Source organism: Citrobacter sp. Cpo045, from assembly GCF_030332875.1.
Taxonomy (GTDB): Bacteria; Pseudomonadota; Gammaproteobacteria; order Enterobacterales; family Enterobacteriaceae; genus Citrobacter; species Citrobacter portucalensis.
Genome location: NZ_JAOWGZ010000082.1, coordinates 22,556 through 45,110, shown reverse-complemented (window position 1 = coordinate 45,110; position 22,555 = coordinate 22,556). Strand labels below are relative to the sequence as shown.

27 protein-coding genes are annotated in these 22,555 nt (G+C 48.3%); 6 read left to right on the top strand and 21 right to left on the bottom strand.

Going from position 1 to position 22,555, the window contains the following annotated elements:
* Window positions 1-70 precede the first annotated feature (70 nt).
* The 20 genes from OGY13_RS06160 to mobI all read right to left on the bottom strand — a co-directional run bounded on the left by OGY13_RS06160 (window position 71) and on the right by mobI (window position 14,139).
* Window positions 71-391, bottom strand: a complete 321-nt coding sequence (locus OGY13_RS06160; protein WP_016241561.1) for a hypothetical protein — start codon at window positions 389-391, stop codon at window positions 71-73.
* Between the two features lie 20 nt (window positions 392-411).
* Window positions 412-2,484 carry an ATP-dependent DNA helicase DinG gene (gene dinG / locus OGY13_RS06155; protein ID WP_016241562.1) on the bottom strand — a complete coding sequence of 691 codons (2,073 nt, stop codon included), beginning with the start codon at window positions 2,482-2,484 and terminating at the stop codon, window positions 412-414.
* A gap of 94 nt (window positions 2,485-2,578) precedes the next feature.
* The gene (locus tag OGY13_RS06150) at window positions 2,579-2,872 is read right to left on the bottom strand and encodes a hypothetical protein (protein ID WP_007372274.1); all 294 of its coding nucleotides are present in this window, start codon (window positions 2,870-2,872) and stop codon (window positions 2,579-2,581) included.
* Window positions 2,873-2,884: 12 nt separating this feature from the next.
* Window positions 2,885-3,190 (bottom strand): hypothetical protein, encoded by a 306-nt coding sequence (locus OGY13_RS06145; protein WP_016241563.1) that lies wholly within the window; start codon window positions 3,188-3,190, stop codon window positions 2,885-2,887.
* A 154-nt stretch (window positions 3,191-3,344) separates the two neighbouring features.
* Entirely contained in the window at window positions 3,345-3,617 is a 273-nt protein-coding gene (locus OGY13_RS06140) for a hypothetical protein (RefSeq protein WP_007372272.1), read from the bottom strand.
* 114 nt (window positions 3,618-3,731) lie between these two features.
* Entirely contained in the window at window positions 3,732-4,007 is a 276-nt protein-coding gene (locus tag OGY13_RS06135; protein ID WP_007372271.1) for a hypothetical protein, read from the bottom strand.
* Between the two features lie 74 nt (window positions 4,008-4,081).
* Window positions 4,082-4,558 carry a hypothetical protein gene (locus OGY13_RS06130; RefSeq protein WP_007372270.1) on the bottom strand — a complete coding sequence of 159 codons (477 nt, stop codon included), beginning with the start codon at window positions 4,556-4,558 and terminating at the stop codon, window positions 4,082-4,084.
* A gap of 35 nt (window positions 4,559-4,593) precedes the next feature.
* Entirely contained in the window at window positions 4,594-5,052 is a 459-nt protein-coding gene (locus OGY13_RS06125) for a hypothetical protein (RefSeq protein ID WP_286637564.1), read from the bottom strand.
* Between the two features lie 108 nt (window positions 5,053-5,160).
* Window positions 5,161-5,427: a hypothetical protein gene (locus tag OGY13_RS06120; RefSeq protein ID WP_007372268.1), complete on the bottom strand. Its 267-nt coding sequence runs from the start codon at window positions 5,425-5,427 to the stop codon at window positions 5,161-5,163.
* A 92-nt stretch (window positions 5,428-5,519) separates the two neighbouring features.
* Window positions 5,520-6,113: a hypothetical protein gene (locus tag OGY13_RS06115; RefSeq protein ID WP_007372267.1), complete on the bottom strand. Its 594-nt coding sequence runs from the start codon at window positions 6,111-6,113 to the stop codon at window positions 5,520-5,522.
* 147 nt (window positions 6,114-6,260) lie between these two features.
* Window positions 6,261-6,596 (bottom strand): hypothetical protein, encoded by a 336-nt coding sequence (locus tag OGY13_RS06110; RefSeq protein ID WP_007372266.1) that lies wholly within the window; start codon window positions 6,594-6,596, stop codon window positions 6,261-6,263.
* A gap of 792 nt (window positions 6,597-7,388) precedes the next feature.
* Window positions 7,389-8,561: a hypothetical protein gene (locus tag OGY13_RS06105; RefSeq protein WP_007372264.1), complete on the bottom strand. Its 1,173-nt coding sequence runs from the start codon at window positions 8,559-8,561 to the stop codon at window positions 7,389-7,391.
* Between the two features lie 168 nt (window positions 8,562-8,729).
* On the bottom strand, window positions 8,730-9,434 hold the full coding sequence (locus OGY13_RS06100; RefSeq protein WP_007372263.1) for a hypothetical protein: 705 nt from the start codon (window positions 9,432-9,434) through the stop codon (window positions 8,730-8,732).
* Window positions 9,435-9,496: 62 nt separating this feature from the next.
* The gene (locus OGY13_RS06095) at window positions 9,497-9,880 is read right to left on the bottom strand and encodes a hypothetical protein (protein WP_007372262.1); all 384 of its coding nucleotides are present in this window, start codon (window positions 9,878-9,880) and stop codon (window positions 9,497-9,499) included.
* Between the two features lie 13 nt (window positions 9,881-9,893).
* On the bottom strand, window positions 9,894-10,166 hold the full coding sequence (locus OGY13_RS06090) for a hypothetical protein (protein ID WP_016241565.1): 273 nt from the start codon (window positions 10,164-10,166) through the stop codon (window positions 9,894-9,896).
* 15 nt (window positions 10,167-10,181) lie between these two features.
* A complete protein-coding gene (locus OGY13_RS06085) occupies window positions 10,182-10,433 on the bottom strand; it encodes a hypothetical protein (RefSeq protein ID WP_007372261.1) in 252 nt (83 codons plus the stop codon).
* A gap of 121 nt (window positions 10,434-10,554) precedes the next feature.
* A complete protein-coding gene (locus OGY13_RS06080; RefSeq protein WP_016241566.1) occupies window positions 10,555-10,971 on the bottom strand; it encodes a hypothetical protein in 417 nt (138 codons plus the stop codon).
* A gap of 12 nt (window positions 10,972-10,983) precedes the next feature.
* Window positions 10,984-11,547 (bottom strand): hypothetical protein, encoded by a 564-nt coding sequence (locus OGY13_RS06075; protein WP_007372259.1) that lies wholly within the window; start codon window positions 11,545-11,547, stop codon window positions 10,984-10,986.
* Between the two features lie 594 nt (window positions 11,548-12,141).
* Window positions 12,142-12,732: a hypothetical protein gene (locus tag OGY13_RS06070; protein ID WP_234625563.1), complete on the bottom strand. Its 591-nt coding sequence runs from the start codon at window positions 12,730-12,732 to the stop codon at window positions 12,142-12,144.
* Window positions 12,733-13,707: 975 nt separating this feature from the next.
* Entirely contained in the window at window positions 13,708-14,139 is a 432-nt protein-coding gene (mobI, locus tag OGY13_RS06065; RefSeq protein ID WP_016241569.1) for a conjugative transfer protein MobI(A/C), read from the bottom strand.
* Between the two features lie 1,183 nt (window positions 14,140-15,322).
* On the opposite strand from mobI, the gene OGY13_RS06060 reads away from it, so the two are divergent.
* The 6 genes from OGY13_RS06060 (at window position 15,323) to OGY13_RS06035 (ending at window position 19,434) form a co-directional block, all read left to right on the top strand.
* A complete protein-coding gene (locus OGY13_RS06060; protein ID WP_286637563.1) occupies window positions 15,323-16,345 on the top strand; it encodes a ParM/StbA family protein in 1,023 nt (340 codons plus the stop codon).
* A 14-nt stretch (window positions 16,346-16,359) separates the two neighbouring features.
* Window positions 16,360-16,890: a hypothetical protein gene (locus tag OGY13_RS06055; RefSeq protein WP_016241570.1), complete on the top strand. Its 531-nt coding sequence runs from the start codon at window positions 16,360-16,362 to the stop codon at window positions 16,888-16,890.
* Window positions 16,891-16,919: 29 nt separating this feature from the next.
* Complete coding sequence (locus OGY13_RS06050) at window positions 16,920-17,480, top strand: transglycosylase SLT domain-containing protein (RefSeq protein ID WP_016241571.1); 561 nt, start codon at window positions 16,920-16,922, stop codon at window positions 17,478-17,480.
* The gene (locus tag OGY13_RS06045) at window positions 17,473-18,003 is read left to right on the top strand and encodes a hypothetical protein (RefSeq protein WP_016241572.1); all 531 of its coding nucleotides are present in this window, start codon (window positions 17,473-17,475) and stop codon (window positions 18,001-18,003) included. The genes OGY13_RS06050 and OGY13_RS06045 overlap by 8 nt, the downstream gene beginning before the upstream one ends.
* Before the next feature lie 2 nt (window positions 18,004-18,005).
* Window positions 18,006-18,536, top strand: a complete 531-nt coding sequence (locus tag OGY13_RS06040) for a FlhC family transcriptional regulator (RefSeq protein ID WP_007372252.1) — start codon at window positions 18,006-18,008, stop codon at window positions 18,534-18,536.
* A gap of 127 nt (window positions 18,537-18,663) precedes the next feature.
* The gene (locus OGY13_RS06035) at window positions 18,664-19,434 is read left to right on the top strand and encodes a putative periplasmic lipoprotein (protein WP_007372251.1); all 771 of its coding nucleotides are present in this window, start codon (window positions 18,664-18,666) and stop codon (window positions 19,432-19,434) included.
* Window positions 19,435-19,478: 44 nt separating this feature from the next.
* Here the strand turns inward: OGY13_RS06035 and traN are convergent, their stop codons facing one another.
* Window positions 19,479-22,136, bottom strand: coding sequence for a conjugal transfer mating pair stabilization protein TraN (gene traN, locus OGY13_RS06030; protein WP_007372250.1), 2,658 nt, complete (start codon window positions 22,134-22,136; stop codon window positions 19,479-19,481).
* Between the last annotated feature and the right edge of the window lie 419 nt (window positions 22,137-22,555).

Genomic DNA, 22,555 nt, shown 5'->3' with positions numbered 1-22,555 from the left:
TTGTTTCGAAACCAATCATAACCAGAGTGATAGATTTCAGAGTGAATAAACCACTACAAAACGCCCCCATTTATTGCTGGACATCATCCGCAGGAGTGGCATAAAACTCACGACCTGACGCGCCGAGTTTTTTCTGAAGCTTCTTTGTTGCTTCAGCCTGACTTCGGGCCTTGAAATAGAACGTCCTGATAAAATCCCCATTGTTGTAGTTAACGTCCTCTGGATTTGCCCATTTCTGCATAGCAACAAACCGGATAGAAGGCTTCGGGATGGTTTTCACCTCGACATACCCCCGGCCCTTGCAGCGAAAACACACACCGCCTTGAACGTGCCGGAACGCTCGGATCTCACCCTTACCACCCAGACAGCGTGGGCATTCAATTTTATGCATAGCAACCTCTCGACTGTTGATTAACGAATTTCGCGCCTGAAAGGGGGCAGGGATGCGAGGATGTCTTTCCCGTAGGCTTTTGTCTTCAGGCGTTTATCCAGGATAGTCACCGCGCCGGTATCGCTCTCTGTGCGGATAAGCCGACCAACGGACTGGGTCAGTTTGAGGCAGGCCTCCGGTATCGAGATTTCCCGGAAAGCATCACGCCCGTTTTTCTCCAGCCACTCCGTCAGGGTCTGGCCCACCGGGTCGGTCGGAACGCTAAAAGGCAGCTTGGCAATGATGACGTTGTTGCAGTACACGCCAGGCAGATCCACCCCTTCACTGAAAGAAGCCATACCAAAGATAATGCTCGGCTCACCACGGTCGATTCTGAGCTTATGGCGCAGCAGTATTTCCCGTTTTGGAAGTGCCCCCTGTATCAGCAGAAGCGGTGAAATGTGTTGAGGCATCGCCTTGCTGACTTCTTCCATCTGCCTGCGGGAGGCGAACAGCACGAGGCAACCCTGAAGCCGAAGCACCAGTTTGGGAAGGAGTTCGATGATCTCCGCCGTATGTTCTTCATGATTGGTCGGAACCGAGCGCATACGGGGGATGAACAACACGCCGTTGTTCTGGTAATCAAACGGGCTGCGGGCCAGCAGGGTAGGTGTATCGACTGGAAGACCGGCCTGCTCCAGGAATGCGTCAAACTTGCTAAGGGAGCGGATTGTTGCCGAGGTCACAATGGTGGCATAAGCCTTCGACCAGAGCTCGGATTTCAGGTGTTCGCCCGCATAGACCGGACTGCAATTAATCACCACTTCGGTGCTGCGTTTAGTACGACGGACGTTAATCCACCGGGCCATAGGCATACCAGAGACGGTTTTATTCCCGCAGTATGAGGCCAGAGCCTGATGCATACCCGCCAGGCGATTTGCCAGCTCGCCGACAGCCATCTTTTGAAGGGCCAGTTCTTCCTCGCTGATATCCCGCCCGGCCTCATCTACAATCGCCGTCATTTTCACAACGATATTCTGCATCTCGTTTACTGTCTTTAACCCAGGCTTAAACAGGGCCGCAATATCTTCAGGAACGAAACCTTCCGGGAAGCGATAGATGTCCGATTCCGTGCCATTTGGCATTTCGTGATCGTTTCGCCAGTTCAGGGAGCGTAAAAGTGTCCCCCGCAGCTCACCGAGCTCATCACCGGCATGGCCCGCAAGCTCCACCAGCTGCTGCACGTGCTTTTCCATAGTCCCGCCGTAGGACTCTGGCATGGTCATTACCATGTCGAAGATTTCGCTCATGAAATGCCTGCTGGCATCGAGAGAGGCGGAGGTCGCAAAGTGGTTAATTGCTTTCTGCGGAACGTGGTGACCTTCGTCGAACACATAAATGGACTCTTCCTGCGGGGGAAGGATAATACCGCCTCCCAGTGACAGGTCAGACAATACGATGTCATGGTTGGCGATAACCACATCCACCGACTCCAGCAGGGCGCGGGCGAGGAAGAACGGACAACGGTGATAATGTGGGCAACGCTTTTTAGGGCACTGACTGCCAATAGCATTGACCCGACCCCATACCGCCTCATTGATCTCATCAGGATAGGAATCACGCTCTCCTGTCCAGTGACCACCAGCAAAGGCCTTGCTGATATCCTCCACATCATCGCGGATGTAGCCATAGGCATTCATCTCGCTTTCCATATGAACGTCACAGCGCATCTGGCAGAAGTAACGGCTACGGCCCTTCGCCATCGCATAGGAGAAGCTCAGGCCCGCTCTCGCCTGTATTTCTGGCAGATCCTTGGAGATGATTTGTTCCTGAAGCGCAACGGTTGCCGTGGAGATGATCAGCGTCTTATGCTTTTCCATCGCCAGGGGGATCAGCGGCAGACAATACCCGAGTGTTTTCCCTGTCCCCGTACCGGCCTCAATAACCCCGACGCGATACTGCTCCTCAGCGGGGGTAGCGTTAACGACTGCGCTGCAAAACGCCATCATGTCTACCTGCCCGGCACGAGGGGACAGACCCTTTGCGTCCAGGAAGAAGTGATAGGCTCGCTCAGTCATTTCAGCGGCAGTCATCCGGGGTTTATTGTCTGGCATATCCGTACCTTGTCCTCTGCTGCTCAGGAGGCACAGCCCGGCAGCGGCTATCGAAGTCAGGTACATCCTCATGCTGGTGGATGTACCGGGTTCATCAGTCTTCCAGTGAATGGCCTTTAAAGCGTCTCACATAGCGTTTAATTTCAGTTTCGGCCTGTTCCAGTACAGCTCGGTTGCAGTGCTCAAGAACACAGTAAGGCCCATGTGCTGGCCCGCCATCGCTGGTTTCGCAGGCATCAAGCTTGAGCCGAACGGAGGCATCGAAGATAAATTGGGTGATTTTCGCAATGGAGATCTGGTCTTTGTCTTCCTGCTCTTTGGTGTCGATGACATCGCCGTTATACACGTCGAAATCGAGCCGCAGGCGGTAAACTGTGTCGATTGCCATAATCGGATCCCTTCAGAGGATGTCGTAGATGACTGGGACGCGGCCACGTTCTACCTGTTGATTCAGGGTGCGGAAACCACCGTGATCAACGATGTAGAATTCACCCGCCACGGCGGAGCGATGGAAGTCGGCGAGCTCTTCAGTGCCAAAGACGAAAACCGGGGTTCCAGAGGGGACGGTCATGCAGGCAGTTTTTCCGCCATAGCCGCGAACCGTAAAGGTGATTACCCCATCCGCGCTGGTGGGCAGGAAATCGGCGAAAATCGAATGAAAGGCTTTATTCGCCTTATCGCTGAATACGTCGGTCAGTGTCTGCATGATGCGCCCCGTGATCTCGTTTTATGTTGTACTGATACCAGTACAACACGGGCCCGGCAGGTGACGAAGGCGATACGTCGGGTATTATCAGAATGAATATGTCGGTCTGAAATGGTTTATCAGTGAGCCATCAGCTCCGGCCCCGGGACGCGAATCAACGGTCGTTATGCTGTAGCACCTCCACGAACTGTCCGCAGCTGTCGCAGCAGTACTCATTGGCGAACCTGCCATCGTCTTTCCAGTTGTTTGCCCCGCAGCGGCAGAGCAGTACACGTACCTGAGAAGGGCGGATGCGAGCTTGACCGAATTTGGTTGTCCACTGAGGCTCGCCATCAAAGCGAAAAGAGTCAATGCGAAACCTGCTTTCGCGTTCGTAGGTGTTGAGGTATTTGAAGTACAGCTCTTCAGAGAGAATGGCATCGGTCATCGTGTATTCCCTGTCTGGCCCCGTGGAGGGTGATTTGCGGCAGAGTGTTGCGTTGCGAAAACTGCCAGGTTGTCGGAGCCATTACACCACGGGTCATACAGGTCACGAAGGGGGTTACTTACCAGCCAGCGCTTTCTCTTCCCTGGTAGCCAGGCGCATTTGCCCGAAACCTTCACGGATCAGCAACGGCTTTTCTTTCTTCCAGCCCTTAACGACGGACTCACCGAAACGACGCGGGGCGTTACCATTCCAGGTGGCTATGACGTGGTTATCATGGACTTCGACAATCACGACCGGGTGGACGACAACTGTTTTAAGTGTGGTGTTGCCCATATTTACCCGGCTAACCGACCAGACACTCATCCCGACTTCCAGCTGGCTTATTTTCATCTTCATTTCCTTCTAAACGAACGTAGTGCGCCACGGCGTAATGTCGTGACGCACATTACCATGCCCGGGGCTTATCAGAACATAAGCCAGGTGGCGTTACCGGCAGTATTTCTGGACTGGTAGGCTTTTGCCTGCGCGTGAAGCAGCTTCCACAGCTGACGAAGTGTAGCAGCATGATTTTCACCACCAGCATTAACCCGCAGTTCGCCGATCTCGCGGGTAACAGTGAAACAATTCCGGCTCTCATCCCAGCCTGAATGTTCACGCGCTTCCACCACCAGATCATTAGACGTATCAGGGCCGGTCTTTGCTGCATTCAGCACGAACTCCGTTTTAACAGTAATACGGCTGGCGTTATCCGGCGCATCCAGAAAGACGGTGAACCCCTCAGTTCGGCGGTCAGTTATACGACGGCTCCCCCAGGAGGTGATCCCCCTCTGGACACGCATCATTGAAAGAGCGTGGGACTCGGTTGCCTGCACTGTGCGATACAGGTCGGTCAGGGAAGAAAGGCTGAAGCTTTCAGGGGCAGTCTGGATAGCGTCGGTCATGGTAGATCCTCGGTTATATGGTGTGTTTTCTGGCTTCAGTAGCTGTCGTTTGCCACGTAATAGGACGTGCCTGGACAGAAGTAGCGGTAATCCGGCTGCATGTCATTGGTGATGACGGATGCTTCTTCCCAGACCCCGCTGGTGGACATAAACTCATCTGTCGTTTCATTCTCCAGCCGCATATAGCGTTCAGGAGCGCATTCCGCCCAGGCGCGTTTCACCGTATCCCAGTTAGCGTACTGGCTGATTTCAATATTCAGGGGCGCATTCTTCTCAGGCTGGTTACGGCGGGAACTCAGCACGAAATTCAGCTTCAGGACGATACGACTGTCGTTGTCAGGAGTATCCATCCAGATCTGGTATTCAGCCGTAGGCCGGGATGACTGGTTTTTGCGGCCCCACGAGGTGACACCGGTTTTAACCTGGACTATCGAGACTTTATGCGCATCAGTCTTGCCAACGCTGGTCATCAATTCAGACAGACTTTTAAACATGGTGCATCCCCAGTGATTATTGGTATGTTCGTTTTGTTTACTTATTAAATCACTGGTTACCCGGGTGACGAAGTCAGAGCCGGGTAAAAAAAGGACAAAATTTGCGGATTAGTGGCTGGTGGTGGTATTGGCCTGCGGGACAGGGCCATCGAACAATTTGTCAAAAAATTCCACGCCACGCTGGTACACATCGCGCAGCTCCATATCTTCACGCTCGGTCAGGCCCATCTTATTGAGCACGGCAAGGCCGGTACGAAGGCGAGGAATCAATACGGTTTCCAGATAGATCCTGCGGCCCGCAATAATTTCCGGGGATGCTTCATTGATGTAAAAATCAACGGTTTTCGTGATGCTGAAGTGCTTTACTTCGCTCATCGTCTGGTACTCCTCAGAATGATGTCATGATACTCGGTTTGATTCAGGGGAGGGGAGCAACCCGGGCAAACAAGCCCGGGCGCAGGCAGCAGTTATTCGAGACCCAGTGCAACGTGATCGCCATCATCAGAAAGGCGAATGAATAGCATCTGCGTACCGCCGCTCAAGCCGAACTGGAGATCCCAGCCTGGGACAGAAGATGTCTCGCATTCACGCACATCGATGACCTGGTCACGGTAGAGCAAGAAGCGTGTATCAGACTTGTCATCTTCAGCGACGTGGGCCATCTGATCAGCAAATTTGTCTTCGAGGTCGAACCAGCTTTCCAGCCAGACCTTATCAGAGACCAGGCTGATACCGCAGGCGGATTCCGCCGTGCCGGTCACAGCCTCAGCGACTGGTTCTACAGAAGTCATATTAAATACCGCATCAACTACCAGTGCCTGCTCTGAGGTCGCCGGGTAGATACCTTGCAGATAAACGCTATTGCCGTTCACTTCGAAGCCGTCTTCAAGACTGATGTCGTCATGATCAACGTCATAAACATCCGCGAGGTTGCGAAGACAGATCAGGTTGGCTTCATCTTCGTTCTCCGCTTCAATGCGCATCAGTGGCAGTTCGCCACCACTGGAGTCGGATTCATAGTAGTGAACGTAGAATACATTTTTCTCTTTGCTGGTGGTCATGGCGTTGCCCCGTGTTGTTCGTTTTGTTTACTTATAGTCTCACGGGGTATTCAGGTGACGAAGGAAATCGGGCATAAAAAAGCGGGGATTTAACCCCGCCAGTTTTGATATTTATAATTATGCCAACATGTAGTTCCAGCGCAGTTATTACTTAGGCCTTGGGCCTTTTCGTGTATTACTTTTTTCTGGCTCTTCCACCGACTCTTCTGCTGGTTTTTCCACCGACTCTTGTGTTGGCGTTGTAGTGGCTGCGGCTGCTGCTGCGGCAGTAGCGGTTGAATCGTCATAATCAGTGGTAGCAGTAACATCACCCGATTCAGTCATATGGAGAGTGACAGTGACAGGTTTGCCATCAACAGCAAAATTGAGACTAACTGAACCTTTCATCTTCAGTAAGAGTGCGGCCCGGGTATATCCATCGGAAAGTTTTAAACCAACAGAAGCTAAAGCATCAGCAATTTTGTTATGAATATCGTTGCTCATTTTCATTCCTTAATGTGTGTGTATTAGCGGAATATCAAATCATAAGACTTCAACTGAAAAAGGGTCAGAAGTGAAAAGTTATTTTCTATACGTATGATGGCACAGGAAGGTGGGGTGACGAAGAAGAATAAGCAAAAAAAAAGCGGGGTATTATCCCCGCAAAACTACACACAGCAATTCAATAAAACAACTTCCAGGGGGGCGATGCACACATCACAACTTCGGTCTGTCAGACGGGAACCGGCCTTGGGCGCTTGTATCCCATTTGACGAAAATTTGGTTTTAAAACCGGTAAATCGTTACTCTTTCTTCCTGCTACCCCGGTCTATCACCGGGGTAGCGGAGTCCGCCATTCTCGGCAGCGCCAGCTGATCAGATTACATAGACTCAGATTTAAAGTTACGCGTTCGCATATAACCTCCTTAGTGTGGGCCGGTTCACTGGATTGTGAATTGTCAGTAACGCTAAATTTGTAGACTTCAGGTCTACAGCCTGGCTTATATAGGCAGGCGCGGCAGTTTTTTAAGAGTTTGAACGTAACGAGAGCATTTACATAAATCCTCCTTTCTGTAGCTGACCAGATTTAACGTCTTTGTCTATTCAGTGAACCATACCCTATTCATGTGACGAAGGTTTCTGAGTGTAAAAATACGTAATAAGCAACGCTATTATCGCTAATTCTAAAAATAGGGCGAATTAAAATACCGGCAAAACGCGGACGTTTATACCGGTATTATTTCTGAGCTGCTGGTGCAATATCGCGAGGTAAGCTGTAGTCAGCGCGGCAGGTACTTAACGGCTAGGCTTGCTGGTGGTTAAGGCCTCATCCTGCGCCAGCAACGTGATCACATCCCCGGCAATCTCCGGGCGGATACCAGGCGATTTATGCGCGGCATGGGCCGCGACAGCCAGCGGTCTCCAGTTGAGTGATGCTGCAATACGTCTGATCTCTTCAATAACCCGGAATGTATCGCTCTCCAGCGCCAGACCCGCACGGGCGGTATCGAAAGATACGCGCTGCGCCGAAGTGAGCGGTGAGTGCTTCTTCAGTTCTGCGGTGATGATACGCTGCGCTTCAGCACCGATTGACGCGCCACCTTCGACGACCCCGGTTAAACCGACGAGCTTACCTCCATCACTGCGGCTATTATCGTCTTTAACCCTGGGTGGCGGGGCCAGGGCGGTCAGATCCACGTCCTGCTGTAAGAGCTCCAGCAGGTCAGCCAGCATATCGGGTTTAATCACACCTTTTAAACCCGCTGCGCGTTTCGCTAGGCTGACAGGAGAACGGCCCAGGCGGGCGGACATCGCAATAAGGCAATTAGCCAGAACAAAGAGGTCATCAACCCCAATCAGTGGCGCACACTCTTGCCTGAACGTCTGATCATCCCGGAATGCAGGAGCTGGTGGGGCCGGTTTAGGCGTTTTGGCCTTTGCCTGCGGCTTGTCATAACCACGTAGGGCTTTTTCTGCACTGTCTGAAACCTTACGGATGCTTTGCGCCAGATCATCACCACCTGCCAGGCCTGCGGTCAACTGAAGCATATAATCGAGCCTGCCGAGCATGTCAGGGGAAGCAAGCCCGGTCGCTATCTTCTGGCTGATGTCGTTAAGGTTGCTGAGTATACCACCGGCGATTTTAGACGGAGGAGTAACAACCGCCTGGACATTATGGCTGGTATGAATTTCCCGCGACACCAGGGTGAGGACTTTGCGCCAGTCAGGTTGTACACCAGCATCAAGCGTCTCAAGGTGGCTTATTGCATTTCTCAGGCTATCCCATCTGGATAGCTGTAGAGGGTCACCGTTCTGCTTTCCTGATTTCAGCCACTGAACGAGGTAGACGAAGTCAGATGTAGCTGAGGCCACCAGCCCGGCAATAACGCGCTCTCTTGCTTGAGGCGTTGTAGGGTTAGATCTTCGCACCGGCAGACGGTCATTTTTATGTGCCGTTGGTCTTTTCATTTCGAATATCTCAACTTGGTTCCATCAACGATAACTCCGCGCCCGGGAGCCAGACAGCATGAAACAATGTATTTACCATGTTTGATAAAAGCGCAACCGGCAGCGCCGTCAAAAAAATGCTATATGACAGCGCTGGTTAGAGCAGAAAGATTCAGGGAGGTTTTACATCTACTCTCGATCATCTGTGAGGAAGAGATGCAGTTGAGTCACAAAGGCATCGAGATAAGGGGTATTTCTGGCATTGTCTGCAAAGTTCATTTTGGCATTGGTGTCGTCGTATACATGCATCCAGCCGCTGTTTCTGGCAATACGACGTACATCAGTATTTGCCGGGTAGAGTTTCCCAATAGCTTCACGCAGACCTTCAATTTCTGAGATCAACTGCCGGGCATTCGCAGCAGGCTCAGGAGCCGATGGGACGAGAACCCGGAATTCAGCGGTTTCCGGCTGCATCTTAATCACTTCAATGACTTTGTCCCGGGCAACGGAATTCCATTCAGTAGTCATGCCGTTGTACTGGTTTCGGATGCGGAACTGGTAAACCGGCTGCTGTTCGTTAACAAGCAACCAGGCATCGGCAAGTGCAAGATAGAACGAGACAGGCCGGTTTATCATCTGGTGTTCCTGAAGGGCTTTTTTATAGCTATGGACATCTTCAGGAAGGACATCAGTGATACTGGAGGTGAATTTTAGCGGATCCAGTGGACAGACCGGGCCGATAACCCTAAGCACAGCAACAGGATTATTACCATCATCAGTAAACCAGAAGTCATTTTCTGGGCCGATATTGAGCCTTACATCTGCGGTCTGATTCTCTGCGAGAACGGCCTGCACCCGACGACCGTTCTGCCACCAGCGTGGTGTACCTTGCATACATACCTCGTACAGGAAATTAGCCCGAAGCCCACCTGCTGGTGGGCGGTCGGAACACAAGTCTACTGAAGGTACTGCTCTGCCTGAGCAATACGAGAAAGAGTACCGGCATTCGGTTCAATCATCTGGATACGTCGGCTGTCCTCCAGTAAACCGGCAATAAGGTGCTTGTCGGTATATGGGGCATCGTCATCCCCGAGCATACGGCGGATAGCAGATAAATCGCCGGATGGAACCGGGTATACCGACTCAATAAAGAGCTGGTCACCGTGAGGATTCTCCCACTCATATGGGGTTTGGGCGGAAGCAGCAAAACCCGAATCATTCAGACGTGCGAAATCTTCAAGCGCCTGGAGGCGGGCCGCAGATTCATCGGTAGCGTAGATTAGGATCATTCGCGCCGTCTCAGGCGATGAGCAGAACAGCAAAATGAGAAATGGCAGCATGTTATAGACTCCTTCAGTTTGCGACTTGTTGAGCTGGCGGTGTGGCTACGCTAGTGAGTTGCTTAAGGCGAATGTTCAGCTCATGAATTACATCATCGCGTTTGCGCCAGCTGGTGGATGGTAGAGCCAGGAGCGCTTCAGCTTCGGACACGGAGAGACCGGCCAGGTGAGCTTTCGATGAAATCTCTGCGTTATATAATTGCTTCAGCACAATCAATGAGTGCTGGGAGGATGCAGCCATCATCATGAAATGGCGAAGCACCGCACAATAGATTTGAGTAGACATATTAAGCCGCCTCGTTCAATGCGTGAGGTAATGATTAATGGCATGTTCAACATAGCCAACAGATTTACCCACCAGGTGTGCAAGCTGCTGCACATGATGATGGTGAACTTCACGGCACGGGCCAAATGAAGTGGTGTAGCGATACCAGAGGCTGCGGCCTACAGAAAAAAGTTCTTTCTCTGTCTGCGGGCGAACTGGATAACAAACAGGACGTGCAGATGTAGTGCGACGAACGTTATTTCGTACTTGATGAATTGCAGTATTCATAAATCACCCCGCGTATGTTTTTCGTTTTGTTTACTAACTTCAGTTAAACACACGCTGGGTGGCTGACGAATAGAAAATCCATAAATAAATGAGCTAAAGATTTAAGCTCTTTATGAAAGAATTATTCTGGGGTTGGAAACCAGATAATGTCCGAAATAGGCTTATTGCCCGTCAGTAAAGCGAGGCTGGAATGCAGTTCTTTAACGACCTGCTTATTATCCTGCGTTTGCTCAAGTGCGGTTATAGCCTTTAGCAGGGTATTTGCCACAGATGCTTTAGCATATGCCTGCGGTGAGCCGATTAGCACCTGACGCATTAGCTCCGCATTGTTAGAAGCCAAATAGCCTTGCTCCTCGGAAATTCTTTCTGCATCGGGTGCTGAAATAACCAATGCGGCAAGTTCGTGATCGTTTGCATAGTTGATAACATCAGATAGCATTTCGAGAGCTGTGGTATCTGTCATGATAAAGCCGTCAGCTACCCACTGAGGAGCAACATCGAAGCGAACTACCCAGGAATAAGGTTTAACGTTTGACATACAGAGACCTCATTAAAGAGAGATATAAGCGTCGGGATTTTCTTCAACAGAAAGAAACTCAATATCTTCGAGATGCATTCCTGCATTACGAATGCCTACCTCGGATAACCACGACAGTATTGTTTCATGATCCGGTTCACCAGAAAAATCAACAAAGGCTGGAAGAGCCCAGTCGGGTGTATAGCCAGCGCTATACATTACAGTGGCAGTAAAGCGCCCAATGTGGGGAATTTTGAAAAGGATGGATGCCTGCTCAGGGGTATTAATTACCATGCCGTGATGATAGACGACATCCCAGTTTACCCCATGCTCCCCTGTATTTCCTCGATAGAGATGGTGGCGGTCAACGGCCCAAAGGACACCTTCGCTATCCAACCAGCAGAAATAATTATTATCTGGGGATAACGTGATCCCAAGGTTCATTAACTCCGCCACCAGCAAGCAAGGGTTAATATCAGTTACAGTTTTAATAATCGTCAGCCCCATCTCGGTTCCGGTAGTAACTGTCAGTACCTTGGAGGCACTGATCCAGAATTGATAACCTGCTTCTTTAGCCTTCGCGATTAAATTAAACATTGTTGCTTCCCATTGAATGGCAGTTAGGTCAATAACAACATGAGGCTGGTGGGTGACAAACAGGGAATCTGACGATATTTCAAGAAAGAATTTAGCGATGAGAAATGCAGGGGGAACAATATGGTCTGTACTTGCCAGCGCTTCGCTCGGCCAACCCCTCGACAGCCCGAAAACAAGTTTCGGTCTGCCTCACGGTTATCTACTGACAAAGGCGGGGATTATTCGGGGTACTGTATGAACTACACAATTTCAATCGGAACAAAAGAAAGCAGCAACCCCTAAACAAATGATTGAGAGTAACCAGAAAAAGGCGAGTACTACTACAGCGCTTAAAGATAGTGGAACGGTTTTTGATAGCATAACGCCCATACCTACACCAAATGAACATAGTGCGATAGATCCTAATTTCAATTTGCTCTTATACGAAATTAACATTGGCTTCTCCTCAAAATAGGTGTGGTGCTTGCCAGCGCTTCGCTCGGCCAACCCCGAGACAACCCGAAAGCAAGTTTCGGTCTGTCCCGGGGTTCCGGGTAACGGCCAGACTTACCGCAGATCTTCTTTAGCGTTAATCATATGACATATGAATAAGAATTAATCACGATACAACTGGATAAAACTCTCCACACGGGTTCCATCACAATAGCTCGGCCAGGCGTTCATCACAGGTAGTTCTTCTGTTGTGAATCTTCCCAGTGCGAGAGCTACAGAATACCAGACCGGGAAAATCGTATTGGCTGATGTCATATTCCCATTGTTGATTAACTCATAGAGTCCGCGTCCATTAGCCCATGCACTTTCTGGTGTATCACCGGCAAGGTAGTTATCCACCCAGATGGATGGTGACAGAGCCTGACCTTTCGCCAGTCTCGCTAACAACTCGTACCACTTCAGATATTCCGTGGTTCGCAGTGAGAGAATCGGGATTCCGCCACGTCTTAACAGTGCTGCCGCAGAACGTGAGTCTACCGGTGCGGCAATTCTATCCAGGTGGTTACGGGCTTGCTTTATCCGTGCTGATATTCCCGCAGGGCTCACTCGGGAGATGTATTTCTCCACCGTCTCAGTAGCTTCAGCGATATCCGGGGCCAACGAACCATCAACATGGAGGGGACATAAAACAAGGCCGGTATCATCGTGAGTCACCCAGGCAGAATTGTCAGTCGGGTTCCTGACGATAGACAACGACTCACTTTGACCCAAGATCGTTAACCTGAATGACTTAAGCCTTTCGGCTATCCAGCTGCCTCCATCACCAAAAACCTCAATGCGCTCGTGACTCATACCGCATCACCTCTACAAGTGCTTTACATTCAGACCTAATCATAACGGCTTCCCCGTTCGGAACAAAATCAGGGCATAGCCAAACCATACTCAGGAAATTTACAGATATGTCGATCTACAAAACGCGCTCAAAACGCTCAGGCGCGTTTTAATCAATCCGATCGTGAAAATACCAGGGGGATAAGCTCAGAATCGTTCTGAGGCGATTCTGGCGTGGTTTTATCCCAATAACGGATCCTTTTGCGAATACAGATCGGTTTACAAGGGAATTTGGCTGGTATGAGACGGAGATGATCCACTTTGATAATCTGAGCGATAATTTGTTAATGGTTTCGTTTTGTTTACGCGTGTATCGGGAGGGAAGTTATTCCGAACGAGGGTATCGACTTCATATTGTCCGTTTCGATAGCCGATCACAATTTCTAAGCGGTACTCGCCGCGACAAAAACCCCCGGAGGAAAACCATGTTGGTTATTCACTTTTGGTTTTCCCCGGCGATTAAAACCAGGGCAACCTCCGGTTGCCCATAAAAACCCCCGGAGGAAATTCATCTTTCCTCCGACATCGTGCGGTTTGATTATTACCATGCTCAACCTCCCGATGTAAAAATAGAGAAAACCGACGCTATCGCTTCCGCTTTGTTTACCTTCCATATTCGCGCCCGCGAAATAGTCCGCTGCATTCCCACCCGATCATACCCGGGCGAAAACACTCGCGATCATATTGCGATCATCCTGATTCATTTCCGCCGCGATAAGTCCGCTATCGCCTGAAGGCTCACTAACAGATCGCCTGAAGGCTCACTAACAAAAATACCAGGTCATCGCCTGGTATTCATGTATATCCGTTATGTTTACTCCAGAGCGGTTTGTATTTCTAAAGCTGTTTTCTTAGGTGAGTTATTCGAAGTGAAAGTGCCTGCCGAATTGCACGGTTTTTTCGTAACTCATCACGCAACCAAATAAGCTGACCTTCATACAGTTCGATAAGCGCAAGTTCTCGCTGGCTTGCATCCTTAAATTTCGCTGGTGGATATGATTCGCCTTTGTTGAGAGGTAGGTATTTGGGAACGACACGATCAATGCCTCCACCAGCTTTGCGCAAAGGTGTCAATCTGGCCCAGCGGATCCTGATAGTTGTTCCTTGCCTGGTTACGTTAAAGCTGTACCGTGCCTTCTCGTCATCAGCAATAGCTTTGTCCCAGTATTCCTCCCGAAGACTATTGGCCTCGTTAAACAGAAGTTCTGCGGCTGAATCAACCGCATCACGAGCCTTTTCCAGATCATTGATGTACCCGACGAGTTGCATAAAACCACCTCGATGTTTTTTGATTAGGACTTAACCCCAAAAAAGAGAATCTCTATTATTACGCCAGAACTCTATGTTTCTGGAGAAAGAGAAAACTCCTTTTCAGGTTCGATTTTTAGTTTTCAGTTCCAAAACAGGAAAGATTGATTCTCCAGTTAAGTATCTTTCTGGGTGTTCTCATTTTTTGCATGTTTCTGGAGAATACAATGGCAATCTGGTGATTGAGCTATTAATATCTATCTGTACGGGTACTTTTATCAAGCCATTTTATTTTAATCAAGCAGTTTGCCAATCTCTATATGATATGGCAGAAAACTACGTTTCTGGGCATTTCTGATTTTTAATAGGTTTCTGGGGAATATAATGGAAACTTACTTCCCCTAATGTAGAGGCGATTAACGGGATGACGCCCACCGCTGCACAAACCTCTTAGTAAACGATTATGTAGAGTCGCTATATGATATGGCAGAAACTTATGTTTCTGGCTTTTCCACTTTTTGTTACCTTTCTGGAGAATACAATGGCAAACGCAGCTGAAACTTCCATCACCTCCCTCCGTCTTCAGGATCAATCCTAAATCACAGTAACTTCATAGTGATTTATGTCACATTTTGTAGGTATATATACTAGTTTGAGAGAGTTTTTTTGGGGGGGAAGTGAAGGGGAGATATGCATATTTAAGTGAAATTATAACTTGTGCTTAAGTAAAATTTTCACGAAGTGTACCCTTGAGTAATCGCCACAACATACCTTAATTCACCTCACCGAAGCATGTGTTTTTAGTATATATACTCCGCGAAATCCCCAGGCGGAAAGCCAATCTAAATGTGTTGCCCTCATACATTACCACCTAATTTCCTCAGTCTGATTTAGGTTAGGGGTTAAGGTTTTTAGGGCCGGATTTAGCCATATATGACGTCCAGTTTCATGCAGCATTTATGTACATATCTGACATTTTAAACGTCCGTATCTAGCCATTATTAATGTCAAAAATGGGGACGTTTTGCCGATAAAAAAAATGGTAATCGATGATCGTTTGAATACCATGTTACAACTTGTTAACGGTTAATTCCCGACGTTGACAGAGGGAGGCCACCTTTCTTTACGTTAGTGCGAACCCCTTTTTGGCGCTCAAATGTTATCGGAGTGGCAGTAATTCATTTTTAACTTGCAGGGTTAACGAATGAGCAATGACAAATTGGTTGTCTGCGGAATTGATATTGGATACAGCAATGTAAAAATTGCTGTAGGGGATTCAGCGGATGACAAACCCACAGTCAGTATTTATCCGGCCTACGCTACGAATGAGCCAGTAGATGATGTGCGGCTGGTAAAGCGTAGCTGCGAACATGAAGTGTTGGTGTACCCAGGAGGTAAAGAATGGCGGGCTTTTACCGAACGCCCCGATGCGCGTGAGCTGCATGACCGTTACCACATGACAGAAATGTACCTGGCACTATATCTGGCCTCACTGGATAAAATCACTGCTAAAGCAGGCAATGAAATCGACCTGGTAGTAACTGGTTTACCTGTCCGTCTTGCTAATGAAAGTGAACGCGCGAAACTGACTGCGAGGCTCACCGGTACGTTTACTATTGCGCCAGGAAAAACAGTGACTGTTAAAAAATGCCTCGTTCTTCAGCAGGGCGTTGGTGTCATCAATGACATCGTTAACAAACCGGGCCTTATCAGTCAGGAAGAATTAGAGAAGTCGACCATTCTCGTGGTTGACCCTGGCTTCTTCTCGATGGACTACATCGCCTTTAAGAGCGGAAGCAGGGTATCAGGCTCTTCAGGTTCATCATTAAAAGCAACCAGTGCAATTATCGAAAGCATTGTGAACCGCCTTAATGCCGATAACCCGGAAGAGCGAATTGATGATCTACCAGAAATTATTGAAATCGCTCTCCGTAACAATGAGCAGTCTTTCTTTAATGGGTTCCGCCACATTTCCCTACGTCCTCTGCTTGAAGAAGCTATTCCCTCCATCGCCAGTGATGTAGTCAAAGAGTTGCGAAAATCGACAAGGGTTCTCGGGCCAGTCCATATCATTGCAGCTGCCGGTGGTGGGACAAGGTTCTACGAACAGACCATACGAGAAGAATTCCCCCGAGCCAGGATCGTATCGAGCCCGTTGCCTGTTGCCAGTAATGCCATTGGTTTCTGGAACTATGGCGTTGACTTGATGCTTTACGGCGATGATTGAGCAAAGGGGGTTTCATGCAAGTTCGAGTGACGATTAATCCAATACTGTTTCCAGAGCTGATTAATTATCTGGAATCAAAACAGTCTGGCCAGCGCAGCAGTTCACTATTGGCGCTGGCAAACCGAGCATTGCTAGCAGGTGACAGTTTTATACCCGGTATCGTCCGTGAGACTTCAAAAAAACGTAAATCAGAACAGAAGAAATCAGTCCGTGGGCCGAATACAGAAAATGAGACTGGTCTGATGACTAGTCAGAGAGACGGCCACTTACCCAAAGTAAATGAGGACACTGAACCAAAATTTCGTCACGTGGTTAGCAACGATATAGTCAATACAGGCCCGCCATTTTGTGTGGGCAGTGATATTCAAGAGTTCGAAGTTAAAGATGACCAGTTATCGACGGCGAACCTTACCAGTAAGCCTGAGATTGCTGGAAAAATACCGGATCCCAATCCTGGAGATAAATCGGGCGTTGGGGAGACAGGCGACAATCAAGATAGCGGCGTTAATGAAAAGGTTACACCAAGGCGTGTTCGCATAAGTTGATGCCGTTGTAGGGTTTGTGGGGAGGGGAAATGCAGATAGCAACGAAGAGTTTGGTGCTCGCTTTACTATGTGCTGCTTACTGCACGAGTACGAACGCCAGGCTTGTAGATCTTCGTGGCACTTCTTGGGAAAAGCATTCCCAGAAAGAGTGTGGCCTCGATCCGTACCTTCTCTACGCGGTGGCACTCACCGAGAGTAAAAATAATGCAGGAACCAAGGGGTATGTTGTTCCCAGCCCCTGGGCATTGAACAACTATGTTTATGGGTCGTATTACCCGACAAGTTATGAAGATGCAAAGAGAGCGCTAGCCCGCTATCTCTCAGCCACTCCGGTAACAGATATTGGAATCGTTCAAATTAATTTTCGTTGGAACGGACAGTATGTTAACCATCCTGAAGAACTCCTGGATGTCGATACAAACATCCGAATCGGGGCAAAGACTTTGTGTGCAGCCATCAAAGCTAACCCTGGCGATATAGAACTGGCGATAGGTGGATACAACACTCAAAACCCTAAGTTGGAAGGCAAGGCTCGTGAATATGGTCAGCGCGTATTACGCGTATGGAAGAGGCTTATCGAAAATGATTAATCAAAATTTGTATTTTCTACAGACTGCCATCTCAATTATTACCCGTGCGCAATCGTTGTATAAAAGCCCTTTTGAGTTAGCAGAAGGAGACCGGGAATTTTTGATAGAGAAATCTAATCAGGCCAAGCTCGCTTTATCGATGGAGAAGTATGACTTGCCCATCTTTAATATCTGTCATGATCCCGAGCGCAAGATATCTACTGAGGTAGAAAAATTCGTTCGTCATGACTCATACATCCTACGGCTTGCCCTGCTGGTATTCAGTGTTCGTGTTTTCATTAATACGGGGACTGTTGCCCAAACGTTCTACTGGTTTGATAATGAAAAAACCGTACAGCTTGTCGAACGTATGGATGATGCACAAACAATCGATGCAATCATAACCGGCAAAATATATTTTAAACCTATTCGTCCATTTGCCGATTTAGTAGATTGTGACTTCAGTACAGTTATTGGAGCCCCCAACCCAACCTTAGAATTAACAGGTTACTTACAGTCGCGCTATTCTCATTGGAGTAATTGATTATGAAGGCTGCTCTTGTCCGGGATGAAGATAAATTTGCTTTAACACAGAAAATGGTAAAATTAGGATTTCGTAGAAAGATCATTGTGCATTCGCTTAATGCAAGTGACCGTGTTATTGATTTTTTGCGAAAAGAGTTCCATCTGAGTGATGTATCAATCGGACGACTTAAACATTCAGAGACGCTGCTCAATACGACACATAAAAAGGTTGAGGCAACCAATTTTATGAGCATCTATCTGCGTCGTTCGAAAGACCCAAACAACAGTGACAACATCGTTGATGTGGTGAGTGCGTTCGAAATCTACCGGGAACTAAACCTTAAATTCCGCCCGGAAGAAGCCTCGAAAATGATGATTGATGCCAACGAGGCCTGGACTCTTGCTCGTGATTTTCGAGCTGAAGAAATACGTATGGTAAGGTGTTACCGTTGCGATCTTTCATTTATTTCACCGCAGAGTTGTGACCGTCCACGGAAAAAACATATTTGTCCGTTCTGCTCTGATACAGAAGCTGAAAATGAAAGCTCGTAAGTGACTAAGTTAAATTTCATAAAAAAGCCCGTTTTAACGGGCTTTTTTATTGCCTGGATACTTCGTCACGTGAATGAGTCGGGTTAGTATTGAATAACAAACCTACTGGTGTCCCAAGGAAAATAAAATGAAGAAAATCTCTGGTCTTGCTTTGGTATCGCTGATGTTAGTTGGTTGCGCGGCTTCTCAACCACCAGCTATGCCGGTTGACAGCAATCCATCTGATGCTTTGAAATTTGCCCGAGCGATGGATTTACGTCAGATCACCGATGCTGGCGATCAATACCTTATCTATAACGGTTTCGCGTCCAATGGGCAGCTTGTCCCTCTCAAAACCCCGGTTAAGGCTGGTGAAAAAGGTGTAACCAACCTGGGAGGTAATGGAGTGGCCGATGTGGCTGCGGGCTTCGCGACACACACATCTTTCATCCCTGTGCTGTCTGTTTTAACGGCCCAACAGCCTACTGCTATTGTTGATGGCGTGGTGCGTGTCGCGTCATGGAACGGTAAATCTCAGGAAGATAATGAGCGTGAGGTCAATGCGATTTTCTGGAAAACACTAACCCGGATGGATGGATACAAAGTTGGTGGGATGTGTGAGGGGAAAGGCGGTGCTGTTGAAAATGCAGTTCGTCGGAAAGCGACGAACGGTGATTGGGTATCGTATGCTGATATAGCTCCAACGTTGCCGAAACCACCTATCAGCACCAGCGGTCAGGTGACATTCATTATCGGTAATGACTGCTTCAACCTCTATGCAACACGAGCCTCTAACGTAGGTCTGGTTAAAGAAATGAGTAAAGAACTGGGTGCTCAGCGGGCTCTGTTCTTACCAGGCTCTCCTGAACATGAACCAATGGTATTCAGTGACGGTAAGCAATACCTGTTCAGAAAGTAAAAAAAAAGCCCCGACATAAAGTCGGGGCTTCTTATCCTGCAAAGCTATTGAGTTTTCAAAACAGCCTCTGTGCTAGATTTCGCCGCATCAACATCGATACTGTCAACACCGCTCTGGAATCGCTCCAGGGAGTTCTGGCGAGATCCATCTATATTCAATACGTTTCCTTTACCGGTTATCTTATCCAGATTTATTTCCGACGCTTTAGGTAAAAGTTTCGCCTCGTAAAGTGAACCAATCCACTCTGACAAATCGAGTTTGTTAAAATCAATCCGTCCAAATTCTTCTAACGTCAGTGGTCGACAATCCGGGTTCTTTTTATCCCCCCAGCCGATACCTAACATTGGTCTCCCTTGTTCCTGAATGATGCGACCAATCTGAGAATCAAACGTGCAATAACTTGACCGTTTCTCGATACAGACACCCAGAAACTTTGTTTCACACCAGCTGGATATATGCACGGCCAATTTTGTTTCTTTCTTAACGGCAAGCTTAAATTCATCAGGAGTACAAGCCCAGATGATGTTGACCAGTATATTAGCAATCTGGTACGCCATGTAAGCATATCCAACCACGGATATTGCCGAAACAATAGTTGACGACAATTGAACAGATGTAGCCAGGCCAGACGATGTTACGGCTGCGCCACCGCCAGAGGCCGCACTTTCAAATATCAGATTCGTCGCAGCAGGGCCGAAGGTATCAAGAGTCCATTGAGCAACTTGTTTCGTCAGCGCTCCTATAGCCTGATTCATCAAACCGGACAAACCTGCTTCTGTAGCTTGCTGAGCCGCTTCAGTACCTGCCGACCCAACCAGACTGTTGAAAGCGGAAATAGCTGGTCGAGTTATTGTATCGATGGCATTAGTCATAAGTTCGGAACCCATGTCAAAAATACCTTTTCCCTGTTCGAACATACCGGCTTTTACAGAGACAGCATCAGCAATTTTTAGAGTGTAGTAGGACAACTGCAAATACTGAATCCAGCTGACATCTACGGGCTGATCACAACAATCCACCCATCCCCCCATCGCCGATTTACATTGTGCAGACTCACCTTTAAAAAGAGTGCAGGAACGGTTGGTTTCGTCAGTATCATCGCCACACTTCATTTCATTCAATGCGTAAGTTGCGGCCTGAAGAGTTGCAACTGCTTTGTTGAAATCGCCGCTTGGTTCAGCAGAAGGCTGTAGGCAAGACCCATTAAGGCATTGCACAGCGCCAGGACAAGTATAGGTATCGGTGGAGGAGGTATTGGGTACAACGACATCCGTTCCGCAATCCCATACCTCGGTTGCCTGCCAGCACCCATTTTTGTCACCCTCCGCACCTGTTATGCAAGTGGACTTAATGAATTTACATGCAGTGTTTGCATCGTACTGCTTGCAAGTATTGTTAACGCCACCGTCGGTTCCGCAGTTGGAAACTACCGTTGCAGACTTACAGAAAGGTGAGAGACCTCCGATCGGCGGCTTAGCAAGCTGGTTTTCGCAGATACGTGCGCCATTTATGGTTGCGCACCCATTTGCATCAGGAATGACTGTCTCGCGGCAGGTTACCGTGTAATTCTGGCAATACCCGGCGTTGATGGCCTTCAGCAACGTATCGAATTGTTCAGGTTTATCAACAGTCCAGGCGTTATCCGAGATAATTTTGTTTGGGTCAAAGTAAATATAAATGAGAGCATAACCTTCGCCGCTGCCAGTCACTGACACACGGTTTTTGAAATTAAGAACGCCATTTTGGGGGGTATTTCGGATTTGTGCTGTTACATCTACATTAATCGACTGATCCCAGCTTGTTTTTAATTCACAGGCTCCTGATGTCTCTGGCGGGAAGACGTTTAAACCTTTTGGCCCTGCCCAAACCAAACTACCCCTATCTGTACCACCGACATAAATCTGCATGTAATCATCCCATTTAGCCCTGATGATCTTGGCGCTGGTAACTGCCTGGGGATTGTAGACAGTGACGGCCATTGCCTGTTCAAATATTGTGCAGTTGCCGTCCCAGTAGTTATCACCGACAGTCCCGAGCCAGAGTTCGATGCAGTTAGTGCCGCAAGAACCGATGTTCGCCGCGCCACTATAATGCGAGAGCATACCGGCAACGTAAGGATGGTAGAGGGTGAATGTGCCGCTGACACTTGTGGTACGGGTACATTCGCGATAATCAGGGATATGGTTGACGGTGTCCTTATTCGTCATGGTCTTGGTCATAGAACAATCACCAAGATCTTGCATGTACTTATCCTGATTCTCCAGGAAGTCTTTATGGCCATCAAAGATGGAATCATCAGGTTTAATGTTTGCTGTAGTTTTCGTTGAGCCCACCAGCGTTCGGTAAGCTTCGCCGCGCAGTGAATTTTCGGTTTTCAGATTGGCGTTGGTTGTATTGCCCAGTTTTAGCGTGTTGCTGTCATCTCCGTAGGTTCCTTTCAGGCTATCCAGTGAAGTTGATGAACCTTGATTTGGATAAGCAGAGTTCAAATCAACGGCCTGGCCTTTTCCATACTGAACCGTACCATTTGACGTAGCTGAAACTTGCGGCAGTGTTTTATAGAAATTAGTGGCAGATGTAACGTTTTCCTGGGTCGTTGCTGAAAAGGCATACGGCACGTAGGATACAACACCAAGGTGACATAACATCGTTATTGTGCAGAGTGGTCTGTAAAACCATTTTTTGCGGAAAAGGTTTTTCATTCTATGATCACCTTTGTCGTGGTTACTGATTATGAAATCAGAGATCTCGGTAACTAAATTTCGTCAGCCAGCATTTCTATGCGAAGCTACTAAAATGAAGGATTAAGCAGGCAGCGTATTAAACAGACTGGTTTCAGACAATAAAGAAGGACGGCAAAACGAGGGTGTTTTCAGCGTCTTGAATATTACCGACTGGAGGTACTTATGGACATGTTTGGTATTACTGGCCTTATCCCATTATCGGGGCCAAGCGATTCAGATTATGGTGGTGGAAATGGTAAGAGGGGACGTGGAAAAAATGGCAGAACGTTCAAGAGCAAATGTGAGCGTATGTGGGAGTTTTATATTCTGCTCTATTCTTTACTGAGCCTTCCTGTCGTATACATGTTCGTGACCACATAAGAGCCCTGCAAGATTGC